The organism is Streptococcus mitis (genome assembly GCF_905187495.1).
In the GTDB taxonomy this organism is placed as follows: domain Bacteria; phylum Bacillota; class Bacilli; order Lactobacillales; family Streptococcaceae; genus Streptococcus; species Streptococcus mitis_CU.
In genome coordinates this window covers 59,946-80,888 of the sequence record NZ_CAJJIB010000001.1, presented here as the reverse complement: position 1 = coordinate 80,888, position 20,943 = coordinate 59,946, and the positions used below count along the sequence as shown (strand labels likewise).

The window sequence follows — 20,943 nt, the reverse complement described above, 5'->3', positions numbered from 1 at the left end:
TATATTTTTTTATTCAAAAAGTTTTTAACGAGCGTTTTTCATGCTCAAGGTATCAAGCTTTAGATTAAAGTTTGATTTCTACGTTTACACCACTTGGAAGATCCAATTTCATCAAAGCATCAACTGTTTTTTGAGTTGGGTTAACGATATCGATCAAACGTTTGTGTGTACGCATTTCAAATTGTTCGCGAGAGTCTTTGTATTTGTGAGTCGCACGAATGATTGTGTAGAGGCTACGTTCAGTTGGAAGTGGGATTGGACCCGCAACTTGTGCACCTGTACGAGTAGCTGATTCTACGATTTTTGCAGCCGCTGTGTCAAGCGTACGGTGTTCGTAAGCTTTCAAACGGATACGGATTTTTTTGTTTGCCATCTTTTTCTCCTTTTCGTCTATTTAAGATAATAGGCTAGCTCCACAAGAAAACCGACGCGGTGTTGCGTGGCAATGCAACCGAGCGTGTCGCAACCTCTTGCATCAAAGCTAAGGCTGTAATTTACAGCACCATAATAGAATAACACAAAGCCCCTGCGATTGCAAGGGATTTGTTGCTGTTTTTTAAAATTTTTAACATGAAAATGTTTTCCTTTTTGACAGGTCATTTATTTAAGTACTTTATAGAAGAAAGTTACTCTCTCTTCACCTGTTCATAGCTTTCTTTCCCGTCATTGAGTTTATCCCAAATTACTACTTGCCCACTTTTGAGAGATTTTTGCACATCGATGATACGTTGATTGGACGAACCTCGAAACTGGAGCATGAGATTTCTCTTAGTTCGATCGTATCGTCCGTCGACAAGAATGTCAATCAATGATAAGAGTTCCAGTTTATCTGGAGTTTCCAACATCATTTCTTCCCAAGTATATCCCGTCCAGGACCAGATGTCTTTATCTGGCAATTCCTTACGAATGCGTTTAACGAGAGGCAAGAGAATGCCCGTATTGAGGAATGGCTCCCCTCCCAGTAAGGTCAAGCCTTGAACATAGTGCTGGGCAAGATCTGCCATAATCTGTTCTTCTAACTCTGCTGTATAAGGAATGCCTGCATTGAAAGACCAAGTCGCAACATTATAGCACCCCTCACAGTGAAACATGCAGCCTGATACATAGAGGGAATTCCGCACACCTTCTCCATCCACAAAGTTAAAAGCCTTGTAGTCAATGATACGCCCTTGACTGAGTTCCTCGCTTTTCCATTCTTGTGGTTTTGGATTATTCATTCGCTACCTCTATCCAATAACGCTCTACACCATCACGAACATCCTCAAGGAGCCCACCATTTGCTAAAATGACTGCTCTGCTAGCAGGATTATTCACGCTACAGGTCACCAGAGCTTTCTTGATATTCTTTTCCTTAGCAACTTGCAAGCCCTGACGGAGAGTTTCCTTAGCATAACCCTTGCCTCTTTCTGATGGACGAATGGAGTAGCCAATGTAGCCAGCATAATTCAGTAACCCCTCATTCAGTCTCAATCGCAGATTCAAAAATCCTAGAGCACGACCTACATCATCAAATGATACAAATTGAATAGAAGGAACACGATTTTCAGGCAAGTTTATTCCCACCTCTTTTTGCATATTTGTTTCCAACCACTCTTCATACACAAAGTTCTCTGTATCCCAAAATCCTCCATCATGGGCTGATTGGCTCTTTTCAAACTCTGCCATCATCTCTAAAACGGTTTCTTTATCTGCTAATCTTGGTCTACGTAATTCCATCCTTACCTCCCACTAAGAGAAAAGCGAGAGCTGACTCTCACTTTTATTTCTTCTTATTCTTATTTAAAAATTGTTCTCTGAGGTTGAGCAAACGTTCTTTCTTACCAGCTCCACCTTTAGAGTGTTTCTCGTGATAACGGGTCACTTGTGCGCGACCCTTATCGTCTAATTGATATTTTCCCATTTCATTTCTTTCTAATTGGTTACTTGATGGCCAGCTATTTTAATCGTTGAGCCATTCATATGTTTGACACGCGCTGCGATTTCCTTGTGACGGCCGTTGACCATAGGTCTCGCTTGAGGATTACCTAAGTAGCCACAAGTTCGTTTGACCACATCTACGGTTTTAGGGTCACTATTCCCACAGTTAGGACAAGCAAAGCCCCTCTCAGTTGGTTCAAAATCTCCTTCAAAGTCACACTTGTAGCAACGATCTATGGGAGTATTGGTCCCAAGATAGCCCACACGGTCATAGGCATAATCCCAGACAGCTTCCAAGGCCTTTGGATTTTGCTGAAGGACTGGATACTCACAGTAATGGATGAAACCACCTGACGCACCTGCTTCTGGATAGACTTTCTCAAAGTCTAATTTTTCAAACGGTGTTGGATTTTTACGAACATCGTAGTGGAAAGAATTGGTGTAGTATTCCTTATCTGTAATATCAGGAATAGAACCAAACTTCTCTGTATCTAGTCGGCAGAAACGGTCTGTCAAACTTTCAGATGGTGTTGAGTAGATAGAGAAATGGTAGCCATATTGGTCAGACCACTCTTCTACACGGCGTTTCATATCGCGAATGATATCCAGCGTGAATTCCTTAGCATTTGGATTACTTTCCCAGCTGTTACCAAAGAAAACTGTCGCTACTTCATACAAGCCGATATAGCCCAGCGAAACGGTTGCGCGACGATTCTTAAAGAGCTGGTCAACACTTTCTTCTTTACCTAGACGATGGCCAAAAGCACCGTACTGATAGAGGATAGGAGCATTCGCTGGTGTCGCCTCTTTAGTGCGTTCGACACGATAAACAAGAGCATCTTCAGCGATATTCATCCGCTCGTTGAAGATTTCCCAGAACTTATTCATGTCTCCCTCAGACTCGAGGGCGATGCGAGGCAGGTTAACCGTCACAACACCCAGGTTCATGCGACCTGAATTGACTTCTATGCCATTCTCGTCTTTCCATCCTTGAAGGAAAGAACGACAGCCCATAGGAACTTTGAAAGAACCTGTCAACTCAACAATCTTATCATAGGACAAAACATCTGGGTACATCCGTTTAGTTGCGCACTCTAGAGCCAACTGCTTGATGTCGTAGTTGGGTGTCCCTTCCTCTAAGTTGAGTCCTCTTTTAAGCGTGAAAATAAGTTTAGGAAAGATAGCCGTACGATGTTCTGAACCGAGGCCCTTAATGCGAATGTTTAAGATAGCTTTTTGAATTTCACGCTCAAAACGATTGGTTCCTAGACCAAAACCTAGCGAAGTGAAAGGTGTTTGTCCATTTGAAGTGAAGAGAGTGTTGATTTCATACTCGAGAGATTGCATGGCATCATAGATATCTTTTTGGGTTTTCTTCCAAGCGTAATCTTCCCGTTTGTCAGGTAAGACCCATTCTTCCGCATCTTTGAGGTGTTTTTGGTAATTCTTCTCTGCATAAGGCGCCAAAACTTCATCGATACGGTCAGCTGAACAGCCACCGTACTGGCTAGAAGCAACGTTGGCGATAATTTGAGAAATCTGAGCTGTCGCAGTCTGGATAGACTTGGGACTTTCTACCTCTGCATTTCCAATCTTAAAGCCATTCTCCAACATACCTTTAAAATCAATCAAACAGCAGTTAGTCATAGGTGTGTAGGGGCTATAATCCAAATCATGATAGTGGATATCCCCCTTTTGGTGGGCATTGGCTACGTGCTTAGGGAGCATTTGCAGTCCGATTGATTTCCCAACAATCCCCGCCGTCAAATCACGCTGGGTATTAAAGACATCGCTGTCTTTATTAGCATTTTCATTGACAACGGCCTGGTCTTTGTTGAGAAGTTTATGGATGCTAAAGTTGATATCTGTCGCTTTTGAACGCTCAAAATCCCTTTGTGTCCGATAAGTAATATACTCCTCAGCTAGCGCATATTCTTTGGCTTCAAGGAGTTCATGTTCTACGATATTTTGAATTTCGTAAATCTTAACCCCCTGTGGAAAGCGACTATGAATTTCTGTGACAATTCGCTCGGTCAGAGCATTGAGGCGTTTTTCGACCAGGGGTGTCACATCCATAACCTTGTCAGCCGCCTTGTGGAGAGCCTTGTCAATCTTGTCCACATCAAATACAACACGTCTCCCATCTCGTTTTTCAACGAAGAGAGTTGGCAAAATTGTAATTTTTTCTTCTAGTGCAATCATATGCATGCTCTTTTCTAAAATGTTCTTTCTAAAAAGTATTATACCACTCTAAAAAGAAAAATCAATATCTTGTGTTAAAAATCCTAAAATTTTTAAAAATACACAAGATATTGATTTAGTTATTTAATTTTATAGACTTTAAACTCTGAGTAATCAGTCTTTACTGGTTGGTAATTTTCTTTTAAGAGTGTCTCCACTTCAGACCAGACTGCTACCTTATCGTTCACCACAATCACCTTAGGTTGGTTTTCTTTCAAGTCATTGAGTAAACTAGTTTTATTCTCTTCTGTACTCGTGTAAAGAAGAGGCGATGGGAACATGGATCCAGCCAAACGCTGGCTTTCTTTATACATTTGAACATGTGAATCCCAAATATAGATTTGGTCACCATCACTCGTCTCTTGTTTGACTCTATCTACCACTTGATGTTGTTCTCTATAAGAAGCTGGATGCAAGACAAAACGAGCTACAAAAGGAATTGCAATCAGATAAACCACCACTAGGATCGGTAAGTAGAGATTCCCTTTCATGAATTTTTTCCATAGAGTAGGAACTTCCTCTCTTCTCCGACGACGAGCTCCTCTAGCTGAATGTTTCCCACGAATACTGGTCATCAAAAGAAGGAGTAAAAATGGAAGGATTAGAATCAAACGCGAACCGTGAAGAGGTTCTTGAGAAAAAAGCAACAAGGCTAATACAAATAAGAAAGTAAAACTAGCTGGTACTGAAATAACATATAATCTTGATGCCTTTGATTGGAACAATCCTAGAAAAACAAGGAAGAGAGCTCCTAAACCAAAGGTCAACAAACCATAGAATACAACATTATCCATTAGTTGAGGATTCAAGACCTGAAGGGAATCAATCGGATATAAAAGACTCCCTAGAGCCTCTCCAAAACCACCTGAAGCAAGAACATAATATCCTACTGGGTAAAAGATGAGAGAAAAGCCAAGTGCTGCTGCAAAAAACTGATAAACTCCATGAGCAAGGCGGCCATGCCCAACATTAAAGACAAATAAACCAATCGTTACTACTGCAATAAAGAAAAGACTTGTAAGAGGCTCTATGAAAAATGATAGGGCCAAGAAAATCCCCAGACGTAGAAATCCCTTGTCATGGTTAGGATTTGATAGATAAGCTGCTATGAACGAAAATCCTGCAAACAGAAATGGCAAAGCTAAAATCGTAGCATATCCTCCTCCAAAACCGAGACCGGATACCAAAATATAAAATATGGTTAAGAGTTGCTTGGCTTGTTCCCTTTGTCCCGTCAGATAGTCAGTTGAAGAAAAGAGGAAATAACCTCCTCCTAAGAGGGCTAGCCATTCTACCAAGGCAAAAAGGATGCCTCCTTGGGTGATGTAAAGTAGCAAGTAATAAATAAGACCGTGACTAGCATAATAGCTACTGTAGAGCTGTCCTCCCTGATGCCAAGCCCACCCTATATACAAATCCTGCGCCTGAGAGGGACTTACCATATCTAAAAGTAAAGGTATCACCACAGAAAAAAACGTTGCAATCGTACTTCCAATGATGAGTCTGAAAAACGGGAAAGCTACCTGTTCTTCTTTTTCTACATGAGATTCAAGGTTCCTATCCAATCTATTTTCAATGTCATTACTCTGTATCGTTTCGGATACTTCTTCGATTCTGCCATATACAGCCATGTCGTTTCTCCTATTCAATTTATCTGTCTTAGTATATCAAAAAGACCTAAAATTGTCAGCTTGCGATGGGTGTTTGAGTGATTTTTTGCATAGTTTCACAAAGGTTTCAATTTCCCGAAATCGATGTAAATTCGTCTGTTTAAATGTTATGATATAATCCAATTCTTTCTGAGTCAGCATCGTTCCTCCTATATCTTCTTATTCGTAAAAAGCAAGAAAAAGAGGACTCAGTCATTTCCTAAGTCCTAGATTTCTTATAAGATAGGGGCGAATAACTGGGCAATTTCCTTAATCAATTTTTGATACCAGCTATTTTTTATCGTATGAGGGAAAATTTCTTGAGATACTGAAAAAATCTCCTGAAAATCTTTTTGAATCTCTGTGATTGATGCCGTTTTATATAGCAAAACTGCATCTTCATAGTGATGAAGCAAACTTCTATAATCTAAATTAATCGTTCCAACTGCAGCAAAGTCCTTATCCACTAGAATTTGTTTACTGTGGATAAAGCCTGGACTATACTCAAAAATCCTGACTCCTGCTGACAAAAGATCCGGATAGGCCCCTCTTGTGATGAGTTGGATTAATTTTTTATCTGGAATGAAAGGAGTCACGATGCGGACATCAACACCCCTCATAGCCGCGTTTTTAATACTCTCGGTTAAATCATAGTCAATAATCAAATAGGGCGTTGTAATATAGACTGAATCAGTAGCCTGATTAATCAAACTTTGATAGACTTTTTTCCCTACCTGGGTACGGAAGATGGGCTTGGGTCCACTACCGTAAGGAATGCAGAGCCCTTGGCCAGAACAAGGCTGATTTTCCAAGTGATACTGGTCAAAATCGCTGATTTCCCCACGATTGATATACCAAGTCATCAAAAAGAGACGGGTTAGAACCTTGACACCAGGACCATCTATGCGAATCCCACTGTCCTTCCAGTAGCCAAAGCGTTCTACATGATTGATGTACTCATCGGCTAAGTTAATGCCTCCTGTATAGGCTACCTGACCATCTATGACAAGGATTTTACGATGGTCCCGATTGTTGTAAGCCACCGTCAAACGAGGAATCACCTTGTTAAACTTATGGGCTTCAATTCCTCGACTACGAAGCTGAATAGTATAGTCGCCAGGTAAAGTCGCCATACAGCCAATATCATCATAGAGCATCTTGATCTCTACACCCTGAGCTGCCTTTTGCTCTAGTATATCTAGTATGCTATTCCACATCAAACCTTCTTCGACAATATAATACTCTAGAAAGATAAACTTTTCAGCTTTCTTGAGATCTTCCAGCATATGTTGCCACATGCTTTCACCAGATGCAAAAAATTGTGTATCCGTTCGATCATAGACGTCGGCATTGCTATCCATACTCAACAACGATTTGATAACTCCGTAAGCCGCCTTATCATCTTCCTTCAATTTCTGGCGGAGAGGTTTACTGTTATCCTCCCGAAAATGCATGGAAGCCAGTTTGTCCAACTGCTTAATTTCTTTTTTGGACAATCGCCTTTCACCAAACATCAGATAGAGCAAGGGGCCAATGACAGGAACAAAAGTTACCACTAACCACATTACTTTGCTTTCAGGCGCCATTGAGCGATTGACAATTGCGACAACAGTCGCTATACTCATAAAAATTAAGATAATTACCCATAGAATGGGGGCCATGCGCCCTAAATAAAGAAAGAGACCAAAAACAAGACAAAGTTCAAGTAGCATAATCGAAAGACTAAAGCCATACTTGGACATCAATAATTGAAATTTTCTATATTTCATATCCCCTCCTTGATATTTTGATACTCAATGAAAAGCAAAGAGCAAACTAGGAAGCTAGTCGCAGGTTGCTCAAAACACTGTTTTGAGGTTGCAGATGGAAGCTGACGTGGTTTGAAGAGATTTTCGAAGAGTATGAATGCTAAAAACAGGTAATTAATACTAGTATAACGCAGGTATTCGGTAAAAGGCAAGTATTTATAATCATTTTTCTGAGCAAAAGCAAAAGAGACCGAAAAATCCAGTCTCTTTCTAGTCTATTTTGATAAAACAATGCGATCAGACGCTTCTCTATCCATATCGTCAATAATCATCTGATTTCCATTGATTGCATAAATCTTGACATCATCCCCAATAATCATACGTTGATTAGCGGCATCGAAGCTAACCTGCTTGATTTCTTGTTCCCCGTCAGTTTCTACCTGAGTCCAAGTACCAGTTATTCCAGTTACCACTAAAGTGATACGGTCTCCTTCATCCTGACCAGTATAAGTTCCATCAATATTAATTGGTTGAGCCTCAGGCGCATTTTGTGAAGAACTTGTCGTTGCCTGGTTTGTATTTTCTGTAGAAGATGAAGCAGCAGGTTGTGATTGCTGAGTTTGTTGTGTTTGTTGTGTTTGCGAGTGAGTTGCTGGTTGTTGAACTCTTTGTGAACAAGCTACTAAGAGACTAAGACTTGCTAGAGAAGCAAGAGAAAGTGTGAATCTTTTTAATTTCATGATGAATTTCCTTTCTGCTACCAATTTAGAGAAATTTCCTCCTAACTGGCAGTTACCCTAGTATAACAAGTTCAAAAAAGGAGGTCAATTCATCTGCTCATGCCCTAGTATGTGGTTCCGTACTTCTGAGATAAAATAGAGAGACCCTGTAACGAACAACAGATCCTGGGCATCTGCTCTTTCTTCAAAATCGCTAATAAATTCTCGGTAAGAAGGAACTATATCGTAACCTGTTACATCTGTGTCATCCAAAGAACCTTGATAGTCAAAGCCGGTCACCTTGAGTTCCACCTGAGGCAATTTTTGAGTCAGATAAGCCAACATCCCTTGATAATCCTTCCGTTTCAAGGCTCCAAATAGGATTTGAGGTTGATAGCCTTCCTGCTCTTTTTCTTTGACAAACTCCACCAGGCGAGTCAAGGCAGGGAGGTTATGAGCACCATCCAAGTAAATCTGAGGACGAATACGCTCCAAACGCCCAGCCCAATGGGTCTTCTCCAAAGCCTGTCTTACAACCTGCTCATCAACAACTTCCTTTCCTTCCCTCATAAAAAGAAGAAACGTTTGTAGCGCCAAGGCCGCATTTTCCTGCTGATAAGCTCCTTCTAAACCTATTTTCAACTGTGAAAGGTTAGCCAAAGAGCTTGAAAAATCCCCATTCAGCATTGAAAAATCCCGACCTGCCTGATAAAGGTCAACAGCTAAAGAGTCGGCTTTTTTCTGACAAACAAGCCTAGCTTCTGAAGGCAACTTAGCAATCACTGCCTTTTTACCAGCCTTAAAAATACCAGCTTTCTGCTCTGCAATTGCTGCTATACTGTCACCCAGAGTCTCCTGATGGTCAAGTCCGATGGAGGTGATGACAGCAAGCTCTCCAGTTACCACATTGGTCGTGTCAAGTAAGCCACCAATTCCCACTTCTAGTAAAACCAAGTCCACCTCTTGCTCCCTAAAGTAGAGGAAAGCAATCAAGGTCAGCAATTCAAAAAAGGACAATTGATCATGAGTTTGCAGAAGCGTCTCTTCCATCCCCTTGACCTGCTCAGCCACACGGATGAAGTCTGCATCAGCTATTGATTGTCCATTAATGCAGATTCGGTCATTGATGGAGACGATATGAGGGGAGGTGAAAGTCGCAACTTTTTTGCCATGCCCCATAAATAACTCCCTCATAAAAGCAATGGTAGATCCTTTTCCATTAGTTCCTGTTACGTGGATAATAGGATAAGACTTCTCGGGATTCCCCAACAAATCCACCGCTTGTTGCATTCGGCCCAAGCCTGATCGAAAATTCAAACCAATCCGACTATGGAGCCATTCTTCTACTTCAAACATATACATCTCCTTAATTACAGGTTCAATCAACTGCCTCAATAAAGTCTCATAACTAACAAAAACGAGGCCAGGATTTTCGTCCCGACCTCTCACCTGGTTAGCTAATAACTAGCTACTATGAATATTAACTTGGGGTAAAAACATCCCCCGGACTTACCAGCTCTCTCTTGTTACAAAGAGCTGGGCTAAAAACATCCACTGGATGTTTTTACTCCTCCATAAAGCTGTTGAAGACTTCTTCAATCATGTTCCATTCGTCTTCCGAGTCTTCTGGGATTGGTTGCAATTCGCCTTCTGTTCCATCTTCGTTTTCGATGAATGAGTAAGCTTGGATTTCAACTTGCCCGTCTTCGTCTTCTTCTGCGTTAACTGGTACTAGAAGAACATAGTTTTTACCAAATTCTTCTTTTCCATCAATCGTCAAAAGGATTTCAAACAAGGTTTCGTTTCCTTGCTCATCTACTAGTGTGATTAATTCACGTTCTTCGTGGTCGTGGTTATGATCGTGTGACATAGCCTCTCCTTTGTATTAAAATTTTCTATCTAAATAATTTTGTAAAATCAGCTGAGCTGCTAACTTATCAATGACTTTCTTGCGCTTGTTACGGCTAATATCTGCTTGCTCAATTAACATGCGCTCTGCGGCAACTGTTGTCAAGCGTTCATCTTGATAGTCTACTGGTAAATCAAAAAGCTCTTCTAACTTTGCTCCGTATGCCTGACTAGCTTCCACGCGCGGTCCGCTTGTATTGTTCATATTTTTAGGTAAGCCCACTACAAATCGTTCCACCTTGTAAGTATCAACCAACTCCTTAACGCGGTCAAAACCAAATTGACCTTGCTCCTCATTGATTTGGATGATTTCAAGTCCTTGAGCTGTAAAACCAAGCGGATCGCTAATCGCCACCCCTACCGTTTTTGAACCGACGTCCAATCCCATAATTCTCATAGGTTATAGATCGACTCCTTGTCCTTTAAGGTAGTAGCGGACTAATTCCTCAACGATTTCATCACGCTCATACTTACGGATTTGATTTCGTGCATTATTATAACGAGGAACGTAGGCAGGGTCTCCACTCAATACGTAACCTACGATTTGGTTAATCGGGTTGTAGCCCTTATCGTTCAACGAAGCATAAACATCAGTCAGAGTTTCGCTAATTTCTTTTTTATTGGAATCGTCCAATTTAAAACGTACTGTTTCTTCAGTAAATCCCATTCTAACACCCTCTTTCCTTAGAATAGTACCATTATAGCATAATTCCTTACGTTCTACAATTCAGGCAGTCTATTTATTTGGATTTTCTACTGTTCTGTCGCGCCATTTGCCAATCTGTCTGAAATATATTTGCTTGGTTCATTCTTCAAGAGATTTTCTAAACCAATATTCTTCAAATATTCTAACTGAGAAGCCTTCTTGACATCCAAAACTTGAAAATCAAAACTAGTCGTTGTTTGAAGTTCTGTTGCACTCAATAGTTTAGTTTCAAGCTTAAATCCTGCTAATTTACGAGCTTCTATAATAGCCTCATCCTTCTCCTCTGCCTCGAGAAGAGCTTTTTGAGTTTCTTCCACTCCATGTTGGTCGATATAAGTCTTCAACTCATCTGAAACTGGACGTTTTTGTTGAATCGTTAAGCTCAAAAAAGTCTTGTCCTTGTATGTAATGGTTTGGGTTTGCTGGCTACCATCATCTGACTTGGGCAAGACCAAAGTCTTGGTCACAACTGTATTCTTCTCAGCATTCTCAATAACTGGCAATGCCGACTGAAGCGTATCCTTTTCTGTTTTTGTAGCTGTTCCAGTTTCTTTTTTCTGTCCGCAACCAACCAGGACAAAAAGGAAAGCTAGACTAACAAGAACTATTTTTTTCATTTCTTTCTTCTTTCTTTTTTTTTAAATTAAAATAAGACTGGGAGTTGCTCCCAGCCTTGATGTTTATAGAGCTGCACGCAAACGTGCTTCTGCATTTTCTACATTACGGACAGAGCGTGGTAGGAAGGCACGAATATCATCTTCCTTATAGCCAACTTGCAGGCGTTTTTCATCTACAAGGATTGGGCTCTTTAAAATTCTCGGTGTTTCCATAATCAGATTGAGGACTTCGTTGACACTCAAATCTTCAATATCCACTCCAAGGGCTTTGGCATAGCGATTTTTAGATGAAACGATGCTGGCTATTCCGTTATCTGTTTTGGTTAGAATATCCAGTAATTCTTCTCTCGTAATTCCTTCTTTACCAAGGTTTTGTTCTTTATAACTTAACTGGTGGGCATTGAGCCAGGTTTTTGCTTTTTTACAGCTAGTACAACTTGAGACTGTATAAATTTTAATCATGTACCTACCCCTTTCGCTACATGTTACTATCAGTTTAGTCTATTATACCATAAAAAACATCCGACTTGCGACCTATTTTTAAATTTTTTTGACTTTTTTCGTCATTTTCGTACTTTTTTCTTGACAAAATGAAATTTACAGCCATTCTTGATATTTCTTGATATAGATTTTTTTCACAATTGTCACGCTAATCATATACAAAATAATGATGAAAAGCAAAAAGATGAAATAAATCGGTTTTAATGGAGTTAGATGAAGTAGGATTGCGAGTGGACTGTAGGGAAGGAAGGTCACAAAGGCTGCAGCCAATAAGGTTGTCACAAGGACTAGCCAAGCTGGACGACTTTGTAAAAAGGGAATTTTGGCTGAACGCAACATATGAATAACCATGGTCTGTGACCACATGGACTCGATAAACCAACCTGTCTGAAACAAGACAATAAATCCTACGGCAGACTCCGCTCCATGGACATAGGCTTGACCTGTCGTCATGGGTACAATGATAAAATAGAGCAAAATAAAGGTCAAAATATCAAAGGCAGAAGAAATAGGCCCCATCCAAACCATGAAACGTGTGATGGACTTAGCTTCCCAGGTATGCGGATTTCTCAAAAAATCTTTATCCACCTTGTCAAAAGGCAAGGCAATACAAGACAAATCATAGACTAGATTTAAGATAATCAAATGGACTGGCGCCATCGGTAAAAATGGTAAAAAGATCCCAGAGACCAATAAGGATAAGATATTTCCAAAATTAGAACTCACTGTCATTTTGATATATTTGGTCATATTGGCATAGACCTTACGACCTTCAACCAGTCCTTTTTCAAGCACCATGAGATCCTTATCAAGTAGGATAACATCAGCTGTTTCTTTGGCAATATCTACCGCTGTGTCAACAGAAATCCCCACATCTGCAACTTTCATAGAAGGAGCATCATTGATTCCATCTCCCATATAGCCAACAGCATGACCATTAGCCTTAAATTGCAAAATAATCCTTGCTTTTTGGTCAGGAGAAAGTTTGGCAAAGACTGTTACCTCCTCCACGGCTTGAGCCAATTCTTGATTACTCATCTGATCAATTTCAGATCCTAACAGCATCTGATTGATATCCAAACCAACCTTTTCACAGACTGCTTGGGTAACTTTTTCGTTGTCTCCCGTCAAAATTTTTGTTTGAACTCCATGTTCTAACAGAGCCTTAATTGCTGGTGCTGCAGATGGTTTAGGAGGATCTAGGAAGGCTAAATAACCAGTTAGAATCATATCCCCTTCATCATCAACTGTATAGGCATGACCTTCCCTCAAACCTGACTTATAGGCCACTCCCAAGACACGTAAACCTTGTTGATTTAGTTGTCGGACTTCTGCTAAAATTTCTTCTCTAATAACATCTGTCAAGGGAGTAATCACTCCTTGATATTCCGCATAACTGGAAATCGTCAACATTTCCTCTAGGGCACCCTTGGTTACCAAACTAACAACTTCGTGTTCATCCTTAACGATAACACTCATCCGTCTACGTTCAAAATCAAAGGGAAGCTCATCTATTTTTTGAAAAGTTTGATCCAGATTTTGTAAGAGGGTGTGTTCTTTGGCTTCCTTTTCAGTCCGTTTGATGATAGCTCTGTCCATCAAATTTTTCAAGCCCGTTTGAAAATAAGAATTGAGATAAGCTCGTCTCAAGACGGTCAAATCCAAGCGTCCGTGGATGTCCAAGGGATATTCAAGGACAATTTCGTCTTGGGTTAGAGTTCCTGTCTTATCTGTACACAAAATATCAATCGCCCCTAAGTCCTGTATGGCATTGAGTTTCTTGATAACCACTTTTTCCTTGGCCATAATGATGGAGCCTTTTGCTAGACTGGCCGTGATAATCATAGGAAGCATCTCAGGTGTTAATCCGACACCAACACTCAAAGCAAATACGCCAGCTTCCAGCCAGTCACCATCTGTTAAACCATTGGACAAGAAAACGATGGGCACCATGACCAGCATCAAACGAATCAAGAGCCACGAAATACTATTCATCTCCCGCTCAAACGAAGTAGGCTCTTCATAGGTGTTCAAAGTCTGCTCAATGGCTCCCATCATGGTATCATCACCAACTGCTAAAACCACGGCCTTGGCACTACCAGATAAGACATTGGTTCCCATAAAGGCGAGCGCTTCTGCTTCTAGCAGACTATCAGATTGTTGAACTGTTGCCTTGGTCAAGGCCAATTTTTCAACCGATTCACTTTCACCTGTCAAGCCCGACTGTTGTACAAAGAAATCGCGCGACTCAAACAAAAGAAGATCTGCTGGAATCATGTCTCCAGCGCTTAATTTAACCACGTCACCCACTACCAAATCATCGATAGGTACTTCTTGGATTTCTCCTTGACGAATGACAGTCGCTGTGTTGACAATCATTTTTGATAGATTAGTCGCAGCCTTATCACTACGGAGTTCTTGGACAAAGCGTATGCCACCAGAAATGAGGACTAGGACAACGATGATAATGGAAGTTGTCGGATCTTCTTGACCTGGTTTTGCCAACCAGACATTGGTCACCAAGGAAATCACGGCGATGACCAGTAAGATGATCGTAAAAGGATTGATAATGGATTCGTAAATCTTTTTGAGGATACTTTCTTCTTGACCCTTTGTGATGGTATTTTCGCCATATAGGTCACGATTTTTCTCCACCTGCTCCTCAGTCAAGCCTGTTAGACTTGTCTTATAAAAAGATAGAGTTTCGTTTAAAGATGTATGAATAGCTGTTGCTAATCTTTCTTTTGTAGTTTTCATTGGTTTCTCCTATCTGTATGAATGATGTGTTTCATACACAGAGACCAATCACTTTATAAGGGCAGAATGACACAAATCAGCGATTGGCTGTGTATGTGCGGTTCCGGATGATCGTCAATTTGCATCGTCTATCTCCTTTCTTTGATTTAAACAGTAGAAAATCCCACCATAAAATGGCAGGATTAAAAAACTAATTATCTGTTTTTCGTTCAAGCTTTAACTCCATAGGGCAATGTAATGAGCTTAGTCTTGGCCTTCGCGACCAGGACTGTTGACCAACGAGTAGTGTCTCCACTGCTTTGCGGTAGTCATCCGTATCCCTATGGTAGCCTCACCTACCGTTTTCGTTTTTCAGTATAAACCTTTAAAATTTAAAAGTCAATCATTTGAGTTGTTTAACTCTTAGATAACTATCAACTCTTTTGGAGCTAGGGTCAACAATTCACAACCGGTCTCTGTAATCAAGATATCATCCTCGATACGAACACCGTATTTGCCTTCTATATAGATACCTGGTTCATCGGTTAAGGCCATACCTGCCTTAATAATTTCTGTAGAAGTTTGGCTAAAGTAAGGTTCCTCATGAATATCCAGCCCAATACCGTGTCCAATACCGTGGGTAAAGTAGTCGCCATAGCCCGCCTCGATAATAATATCACGAGGGATTTTGTCAAAGTCTCGGAAACCTAATCCTGCCTTAGCCTGGTCAATCAAGGCTTGGTTGGCTTTGAGAACCGTATTGTAAATCTCCGCCTGCTCGTCGCTGACATGCCCCAGATAGATAGTCCGTGTCATATCACTGACATAGTGGTCATAAAGGCAACCGAAGTCCATAGTAATGGCTTCTCCCAGCTCCACTGGTTTGTGCATAGGATGAGCATGAGGTTTGGAAGAGTTGATACCACTAGCTAGAATCGTATCAAAAGACAAGCCAGATGCTCCCAACTCACGCATACGGAAGTCAAGGAAGTTGGCAATCTCAATCTCAGTCTTTCCTGGTTTGATAAAGTCAAGCGCATCGCGGAAAGCTTGGTCTGAGATAGAACAAGCCTTGCGAATAGCTGCAATCTCTGCCTCGTCCTTAATCATTCGAAGACCTTCGACAAACTGAGTTTGTGGAAGCAAGTCAATTCCTTCAAAGGTTGCCTGCATACGGTGATAATAAGACACTGAAATCTCATCTTCAAAACCGATACGAGACAAGCCCATGTCCTTGACAATTCCTGCAATGACAGCCAATTCATCACGGTCTGCCACAATCTCAAAGCCACTGGTTTCTTGCTTAGCTGCAATGATATAGCGAGAGTCTGTCACCAAGACCTGACGGTCACGGCTGATAAAGACTGTTCCGTTTGAGCCCCAAAAACCAGTAAGGTAATAGACGTTTTTAAGGTTATTGATGATGATGCCATCTAGTTCTTTTTCTTGCATTTTAGCTAGAAATGCTTGTACACGTTTATTCATGATGTAACTTTCCTTTCAAATACTGTCCTGTGTAGCTGGCTTCATTGGCCGCTACTTCTTCTGGAGTTCCTGTTGCGATGATGGTTCCACCACCGACACCGCCCTCAGGTCCCAAGTCAATAATATGGTCTGCTGTCTTGATAACGTCTAAATTGTGCTCGATAACAAGGACTGTATTGCCATCGTCAACAAAGCGAGCTAAAACCTTGAGCAAGCGAGCGATATCCTCTGTATGGAGTCCTGTCGTCGGTTCATCCAGAATATAGAATGACTTGCCTGTCGAGCGTTTGTGGAGTTCGCTAGCCAGCTTCATACGCTGGGCTTCTCCCCCAGAAAGAGTGGTAGCTGGTTGACCTAGCGTCACATAGCCTAGCCCTACATCCTTGATGGTCTGAAGTTTGCGTTGAATTTTCGGAATGTGTTGGAAAAATTCCACCGCATCATTGACAGTCATGTCCAAGACCTGCGAGATATTCTTTTCCTTGTAATGAACTTCTAGGGTTTCACTATTGTAGCGAGTCCCGTGGCAGACTTCACAAGCCACGTAAACATCTGGCAAGAAGTGCATCTCAATCTTGATAATCCCGTCACCTGAGCAGGCTTCACAACGACCACCCTTGACATTGAAACTGAAACGTCCCTTTTTGTAACCACGAATCTTAGCCTCATTTGTCTGGGCAAAGAGGTCACGTATATCGTCAAAAACTCCCGTATAGGTAGCAGGGTTAGACCTCGGCGTTCGTCCGATAGGGCTCTGATCAATATCAATCAAGCGGTCTACATGCTCAATCCCTGTAATCGTTTTAAACTTACCAGGTTTGTCTGAATTGCGGTTGAGCTTCTGGGCAATAGCTTTTTTGAGAATGCTATTGATTAGGGTCGATTTCCCTGAGCCCGACACCCCTGTCACTGCGATGAATTTTCCTAGTGGGAAGCGAGCTGTGACATTTTGCAGGTTGTTCTCACGCGCTCCCGTCACCTCGATAAAACGACCATTACCAACACGGAGTTCTTCTGGTACTGGAATGGCACGTTTGCCTGACAAGTACTGGCCTGTGATAGACTTACTGTTACGAGCTACCTGTTTGGGCGTACCTGCCGCAACAATCTCCCCACCAAAAACACCCGCACCAGGACCAACGTCAATCAGATAATCAGCCTCACGCATGGTATCTTCGTCATGTTCCACCACGATAAGAGTATTGCCCAAGTCACGCATCTTTTTGAGACTGGCAATCAGACGGTCATTATCCCTCTGGTGAAGACCGATTGACGGCTCGTCTAGAATATAAAGAACACCTGATAGGTTAGAACCAATCTGGGTCGCCAAGCGAATACGCTGACTTTCCCCACCTGAAAGGGTTCCTGCCGAACGAGACAGAGTCAGATAGTTAAGACCCACGTTATTAAGGAAGGTCAAACGGTCCTTGATTTCCTTGAGAATGGGACGAGCAATAATAGTTTCATTTTCAGACAAGGTTAACCGGCTCACTAACTCCAAGTGGTCTGCGATAGACAGGTCTGAAATTTCTCCGATATGTGGTCCTTGCGCACCACCAACACGGACAGACAAGGCCTGGTCATTGAGACGGTAACCATGACAGGTTCCGCAGGTCAGCTCATTCATGTAAAGGCGCATCTGGGTGCGAGTGTAGTCACTATTAGTTTCATGGTAGCGACGTTTGATATTATTAACAACTCCCTCAAAAGGAATATCGATATCGCGCACGCCACCAAATTCATTCTCATAGTGGAAATGGAATTCCTTACCATCTGAGCCGTAGAGAATCAAGTTCTTATCTTCTTCTGACAAGTCCTCAAAAGGCTTATCCATATCCACTCCAAAGGCTGTCATAGCCTGCTCTAGCATGTTTGGATAGTAGTTGGATGAGATAGGATTCCACGGAGCCAAGGCTCCCTCACGTAAGGTTTTGCTGGCATCTGGCACTACCAAATCAGTATCCACCTCCAGCTTGATGCCCAAGCCATCACACTCACTACAAGAACCAAAAGGAGCATTGAAGGAGAAGAGACGAGGCTCTAACTCTGGAACAGTAAAGCCACAAACTGGACAGGCATAATGCTCAGAGAACAACAACTCAGAGTCGTCCATGGTGTCGATAATGACATAGCCTTCTGCGATACGAAGGGCAGCCTCAATAGAATCAAAGAGACGACTACGAATGCCCTCCTTGATAACAATACGATCAACCACGACATCAATATTGTGTTGCTTGCTCTTAGATAACTCTGGCACTTCGGTCACATCATAGACTTCCCCATCCACACGGACACGGACATAACCGTCTTTCTGAACCTTCTCAATAACACTCTTATGTTGGCCTTTTTTCTTGCGGATGACAGGGGCCAAAATCTGCAAGCGCTGGCGTTCAGGTAACTCCAAAACCTTATCCACGATTTGCTCCACCGAAGAGGCCTTGATAGCTCCATGCCCGTTGATACAGTAAGGCGTCCCCACACGCGCATAAAGGAGACGCAAATAGTCATTGATTTCAGTCGTTGTTCCCACCGTCGAGCGAGGGTTTTTGCTAGTCGTTTTCTGGTCGATGGAAATAGCTGGGCTGAGGCCATCAATGGCATCTACATCAGGCTTCTCCATATTTCCCAAAAACTGACGAGCATAGGCTGACAAACTCTCCACATAGCGGCGTTGTCCCTCAGCATAGAGGGTATCGAAGGCCAGACTGGATTTCCCTGAACCTGACAAACCTGTCACGACAACCAACTTGTCTCGCGGAATCTCCACATCAATATTTTTTAAATTATGGGCACGCGCCCCATGAATGACAATTTTATCTTGCATCTTTGTTCTTTCTAGTCCATTATTGCTTACCATTATACCAAAAAAAGTGAGATTCTATTACCCAAAAGGCTGAATTTGTAGTATAATAGTACGGTGTGAAAAAATCTGAAAAATGAGAAAGGATAAGGGATATGAAACAAGTTTTTCTCTCTACAACAACTGAATTTAAAGAGATCGATACGCTTGAACCGGGTACTTGGATCAATCTCGTTAATCCGACTCAAAATGAATCACTCGAAATCGCTAACGCCTTCGATATTGATATTGCCGACCTTCGAGCACCGCTCGATGCGGAAGAAATGTCTCGTATTACAATTGAAGACGAGTACACCCTGATTATCGTTGACGTGCCGGTCACAGAAGAAAGAAATAACCGCACCTACTACGTAACCATCCCGCTTGGTATTATCATCACCGAGGAAACCATTATCACTACTTGTTTGGAACCATTACCAGTCCTCGATGTCTTTATCAACCGTCGTTTGCGTAATTTCTATACCTTCATGCGTTCGCGTTTTATCTTCCAGATTCTTTATCGCAATGCAGAGCTTTACCTAACAGCCCTTCGTTCGATTGACCGTAAGAGTGAGCAAATCGAAAGTCAACTGCATCAATCAACTCGTAATGAAGAATTGATTGAGCTCATGGAATTGGAAAAAACCATCGTCTATTTCAAGGCTTCCCTCAAAACAAATGAGCGTGTGATTAAGAAATTGACCAGCTCAACCAGCAATATCAAGAAATACCTTGAGGACGAAGACCTGCTTGAAGACACCCTGATTGAAACCCAACAGGCCATCGAGATGGCAGACATTTATGGAAACGTCTTGCATTCTATGACAGAGACCTTCGCCTCTATCATTTCTAACAACCAGAACAACATCATGAAAACCTTGGCCCTTGTGACCATCGTCATGTCCATTCCAACCATGGTCTTTTCTGCCTACGGGATGAACTTTAAGGATAATGAAATCCCCCTAAACGGCGAGCCGAATGCCTTCTGGTTAATCGTCTTTATCGCCTTTGCTATGAGTGTCTCGCTCACTCTCTATCTCATCCATAAAAAATGGTTCTAAGAGGAGTTCCTATGTCTCAGATTGATCTACAAAAATTAACAAAGAAAAACCAAGAGTTTGTCCACATCGCTACCCAACAATTCATCAAAGATGGAAAAACAGATGCTGAAATCAAGGCTATTTTTGAGGAAGCCATTCCTCAAATTCTTGAAGAGCAAGCCAAGGGTACGACTGCTCGTTCCCTCTACGGCGCACCGACCCACTGGGCGCACAGCTTCACTGTCAAGGAGCAATATGAAAAAGAGCATCCAAAGGAAAATGATGATCCAAAACTCATGATTATGGACTCAGCTCTTTTCATCACTAGCCTCTTTGCCCTCGTCAGCGCCCTCACAACTTTCTTTGCGGCAGATCAAGCTTTCGGCTATGGATTTGTCACTCTCCTATTAGTTGGACTGGTTGGTGGATTTGCCTTCTACTTGATGTACTACTTTGTTTACCAATACTATGGACCAGATATGGACCGCAGTCAACGTCCACCTTTCTGGAAATCTGTACTGGTTATCCTAGCTTCTATGTTCCTTTGGTTGCTTGTCTTCTTTGCAACAAGCTTCCTACCAGCTAGCCTTAACCCAGTACTGGCTCCATTGCCATTGGCTATCATCGGAGCAGCCCTCCTAGCCCTTCGCTTCTATCTCAAGAAACGCTTGAATATCCGCAGCGCAAGTGCAGGACCAACACGTTATTAAGAAGAACGGAAACATATCATGGTTCAACATCATAAGAACCATGATTTTTTAATCTTTAAACAATCATGTAAAAAATATTTAACTCTATCTAAAATTCAGTACATTTATACTTTATAAAACATAAATG

19 protein-coding genes and 1 riboswitch are annotated in these 20,943 nt (G+C 41.8%); of the genes, 2 read left to right on the top strand and 17 right to left on the bottom strand.

All coding sequences use genetic code 11. The features are described from left to right. Positions 1-64: 64 nt before the first annotated feature. From rpsJ to uvrA, 17 genes are all read right to left on the bottom strand, one after another. Entirely contained in the window at positions 65-373 is a 309-nt protein-coding gene (gene rpsJ, locus JQ843_RS00395) for a 30S ribosomal protein S10 (protein ID WP_001284513.1), read from the bottom strand. A gap of 253 nt (positions 374-626) precedes the next feature. Then, positions 627-1,217, bottom strand: coding sequence for an anaerobic ribonucleoside-triphosphate reductase activating protein (gene nrdG, locus JQ843_RS00390; RefSeq protein WP_203212615.1), 591 nt, complete (start codon positions 1,215-1,217; stop codon positions 627-629). Then, entirely contained in the window at positions 1,210-1,716 is a 507-nt protein-coding gene (locus JQ843_RS00385; RefSeq protein ID WP_203212614.1) for a GNAT family N-acetyltransferase, read from the bottom strand. Before JQ843_RS00385 ends, nrdG begins: the two co-directional genes overlap by 8 nt. Before the next feature lie 43 nt (positions 1,717-1,759). Beyond that, a complete protein-coding gene (locus tag JQ843_RS00380) occupies positions 1,760-1,900 on the bottom strand; it encodes a hypothetical protein (protein WP_000521618.1) in 141 nt (46 codons plus the stop codon). 11 nt (positions 1,901-1,911) lie between these two features. Beyond that, the gene (gene nrdD / locus JQ843_RS00375; protein ID WP_203212613.1) at positions 1,912-4,119 is read right to left on the bottom strand and encodes an anaerobic ribonucleoside-triphosphate reductase; all 2,208 of its coding nucleotides are present in this window, start codon (positions 4,117-4,119) and stop codon (positions 1,912-1,914) included. Between the two features lie 119 nt (positions 4,120-4,238). After that, positions 4,239-5,789, bottom strand: coding sequence for a hypothetical protein (locus JQ843_RS00370; RefSeq protein WP_024056946.1), 1,551 nt, complete (start codon positions 5,787-5,789; stop codon positions 4,239-4,241). A gap of 254 nt (positions 5,790-6,043) precedes the next feature. Then, positions 6,044-7,576: a cardiolipin synthase gene (gene cls / locus JQ843_RS00365; protein WP_084930660.1), complete on the bottom strand. Its 1,533-nt coding sequence runs from the start codon at positions 7,574-7,576 to the stop codon at positions 6,044-6,046. A 254-nt stretch (positions 7,577-7,830) separates the two neighbouring features. After that, complete coding sequence (locus JQ843_RS00360; protein ID WP_203212612.1) at positions 7,831-8,295, bottom strand: SP_0198 family lipoprotein; 465 nt, start codon at positions 8,293-8,295, stop codon at positions 7,831-7,833. An 84-nt stretch (positions 8,296-8,379) separates the two neighbouring features. Further along, positions 8,380-9,630: a folylpolyglutamate synthase/dihydrofolate synthase family protein gene (locus JQ843_RS00355; RefSeq protein WP_203212611.1), complete on the bottom strand. Its 1,251-nt coding sequence runs from the start codon at positions 9,628-9,630 to the stop codon at positions 8,380-8,382. A 208-nt stretch (positions 9,631-9,838) separates the two neighbouring features. Beyond that, entirely contained in the window at positions 9,839-10,144 is a 306-nt protein-coding gene (locus tag JQ843_RS00350; RefSeq protein ID WP_000017620.1) for a DUF1292 domain-containing protein, read from the bottom strand. A 15-nt stretch (positions 10,145-10,159) separates the two neighbouring features. Then, complete coding sequence (gene ruvX / locus JQ843_RS00345; RefSeq protein WP_033628869.1) at positions 10,160-10,579, bottom strand: Holliday junction resolvase RuvX; 420 nt, start codon at positions 10,577-10,579, stop codon at positions 10,160-10,162. A 3-nt stretch (positions 10,580-10,582) separates the two neighbouring features. Next, on the bottom strand, positions 10,583-10,849 hold the full coding sequence (locus JQ843_RS00340) for an IreB family regulatory phosphoprotein (protein ID WP_000507059.1): 267 nt from the start codon (positions 10,847-10,849) through the stop codon (positions 10,583-10,585). Between the two features lie 86 nt (positions 10,850-10,935). After that, complete coding sequence (locus JQ843_RS00335; protein WP_000725153.1) at positions 10,936-11,505, bottom strand: SP0191 family lipoprotein; 570 nt, start codon at positions 11,503-11,505, stop codon at positions 10,936-10,938. Between the two features lie 63 nt (positions 11,506-11,568). After that, on the bottom strand, positions 11,569-11,967 hold the full coding sequence (gene spx, locus JQ843_RS00330; protein WP_000591165.1) for a transcriptional regulator Spx: 399 nt from the start codon (positions 11,965-11,967) through the stop codon (positions 11,569-11,571). A gap of 135 nt (positions 11,968-12,102) precedes the next feature. Further along, on the bottom strand, positions 12,103-14,763 hold the full coding sequence (mgtA, locus tag JQ843_RS00325; RefSeq protein ID WP_203212610.1) for a magnesium-translocating P-type ATPase: 2,661 nt from the start codon (positions 14,761-14,763) through the stop codon (positions 12,103-12,105). Positions 14,764-14,957: 194 nt separating this feature from the next. Then, a riboswitch (M-box (ykoK) riboswitch) is annotated at positions 14,958-15,108 on the bottom strand. Positions 15,109-15,165: 57 nt separating this feature from the next. After that, a complete protein-coding gene (locus tag JQ843_RS00320) occupies positions 15,166-16,227 on the bottom strand; it encodes a M24 family metallopeptidase (RefSeq protein ID WP_001042845.1) in 1,062 nt (353 codons plus the stop codon). Beyond that, a complete protein-coding gene (gene uvrA, locus JQ843_RS00315; protein ID WP_203212609.1) occupies positions 16,220-19,051 on the bottom strand; it encodes an excinuclease ABC subunit UvrA in 2,832 nt (943 codons plus the stop codon). The genes JQ843_RS00320 and uvrA overlap by 8 nt, the downstream gene beginning before the upstream one ends. Before the next feature lie 131 nt (positions 19,052-19,182). Between uvrA and JQ843_RS00310 the strand changes: the two genes are divergently transcribed. Further along, on the top strand, positions 19,183-20,127 hold the full coding sequence (locus JQ843_RS00310; protein ID WP_000815623.1) for a magnesium transporter CorA family protein: 945 nt from the start codon (positions 19,183-19,185) through the stop codon (positions 20,125-20,127). Positions 20,128-20,138: 11 nt separating this feature from the next. Continuing rightward, on the top strand, positions 20,139-20,816 hold the full coding sequence (locus JQ843_RS00305) for a DUF1129 domain-containing protein (protein WP_203212608.1): 678 nt from the start codon (positions 20,139-20,141) through the stop codon (positions 20,814-20,816). Positions 20,817-20,943: the final 127 nt, after the last annotated feature.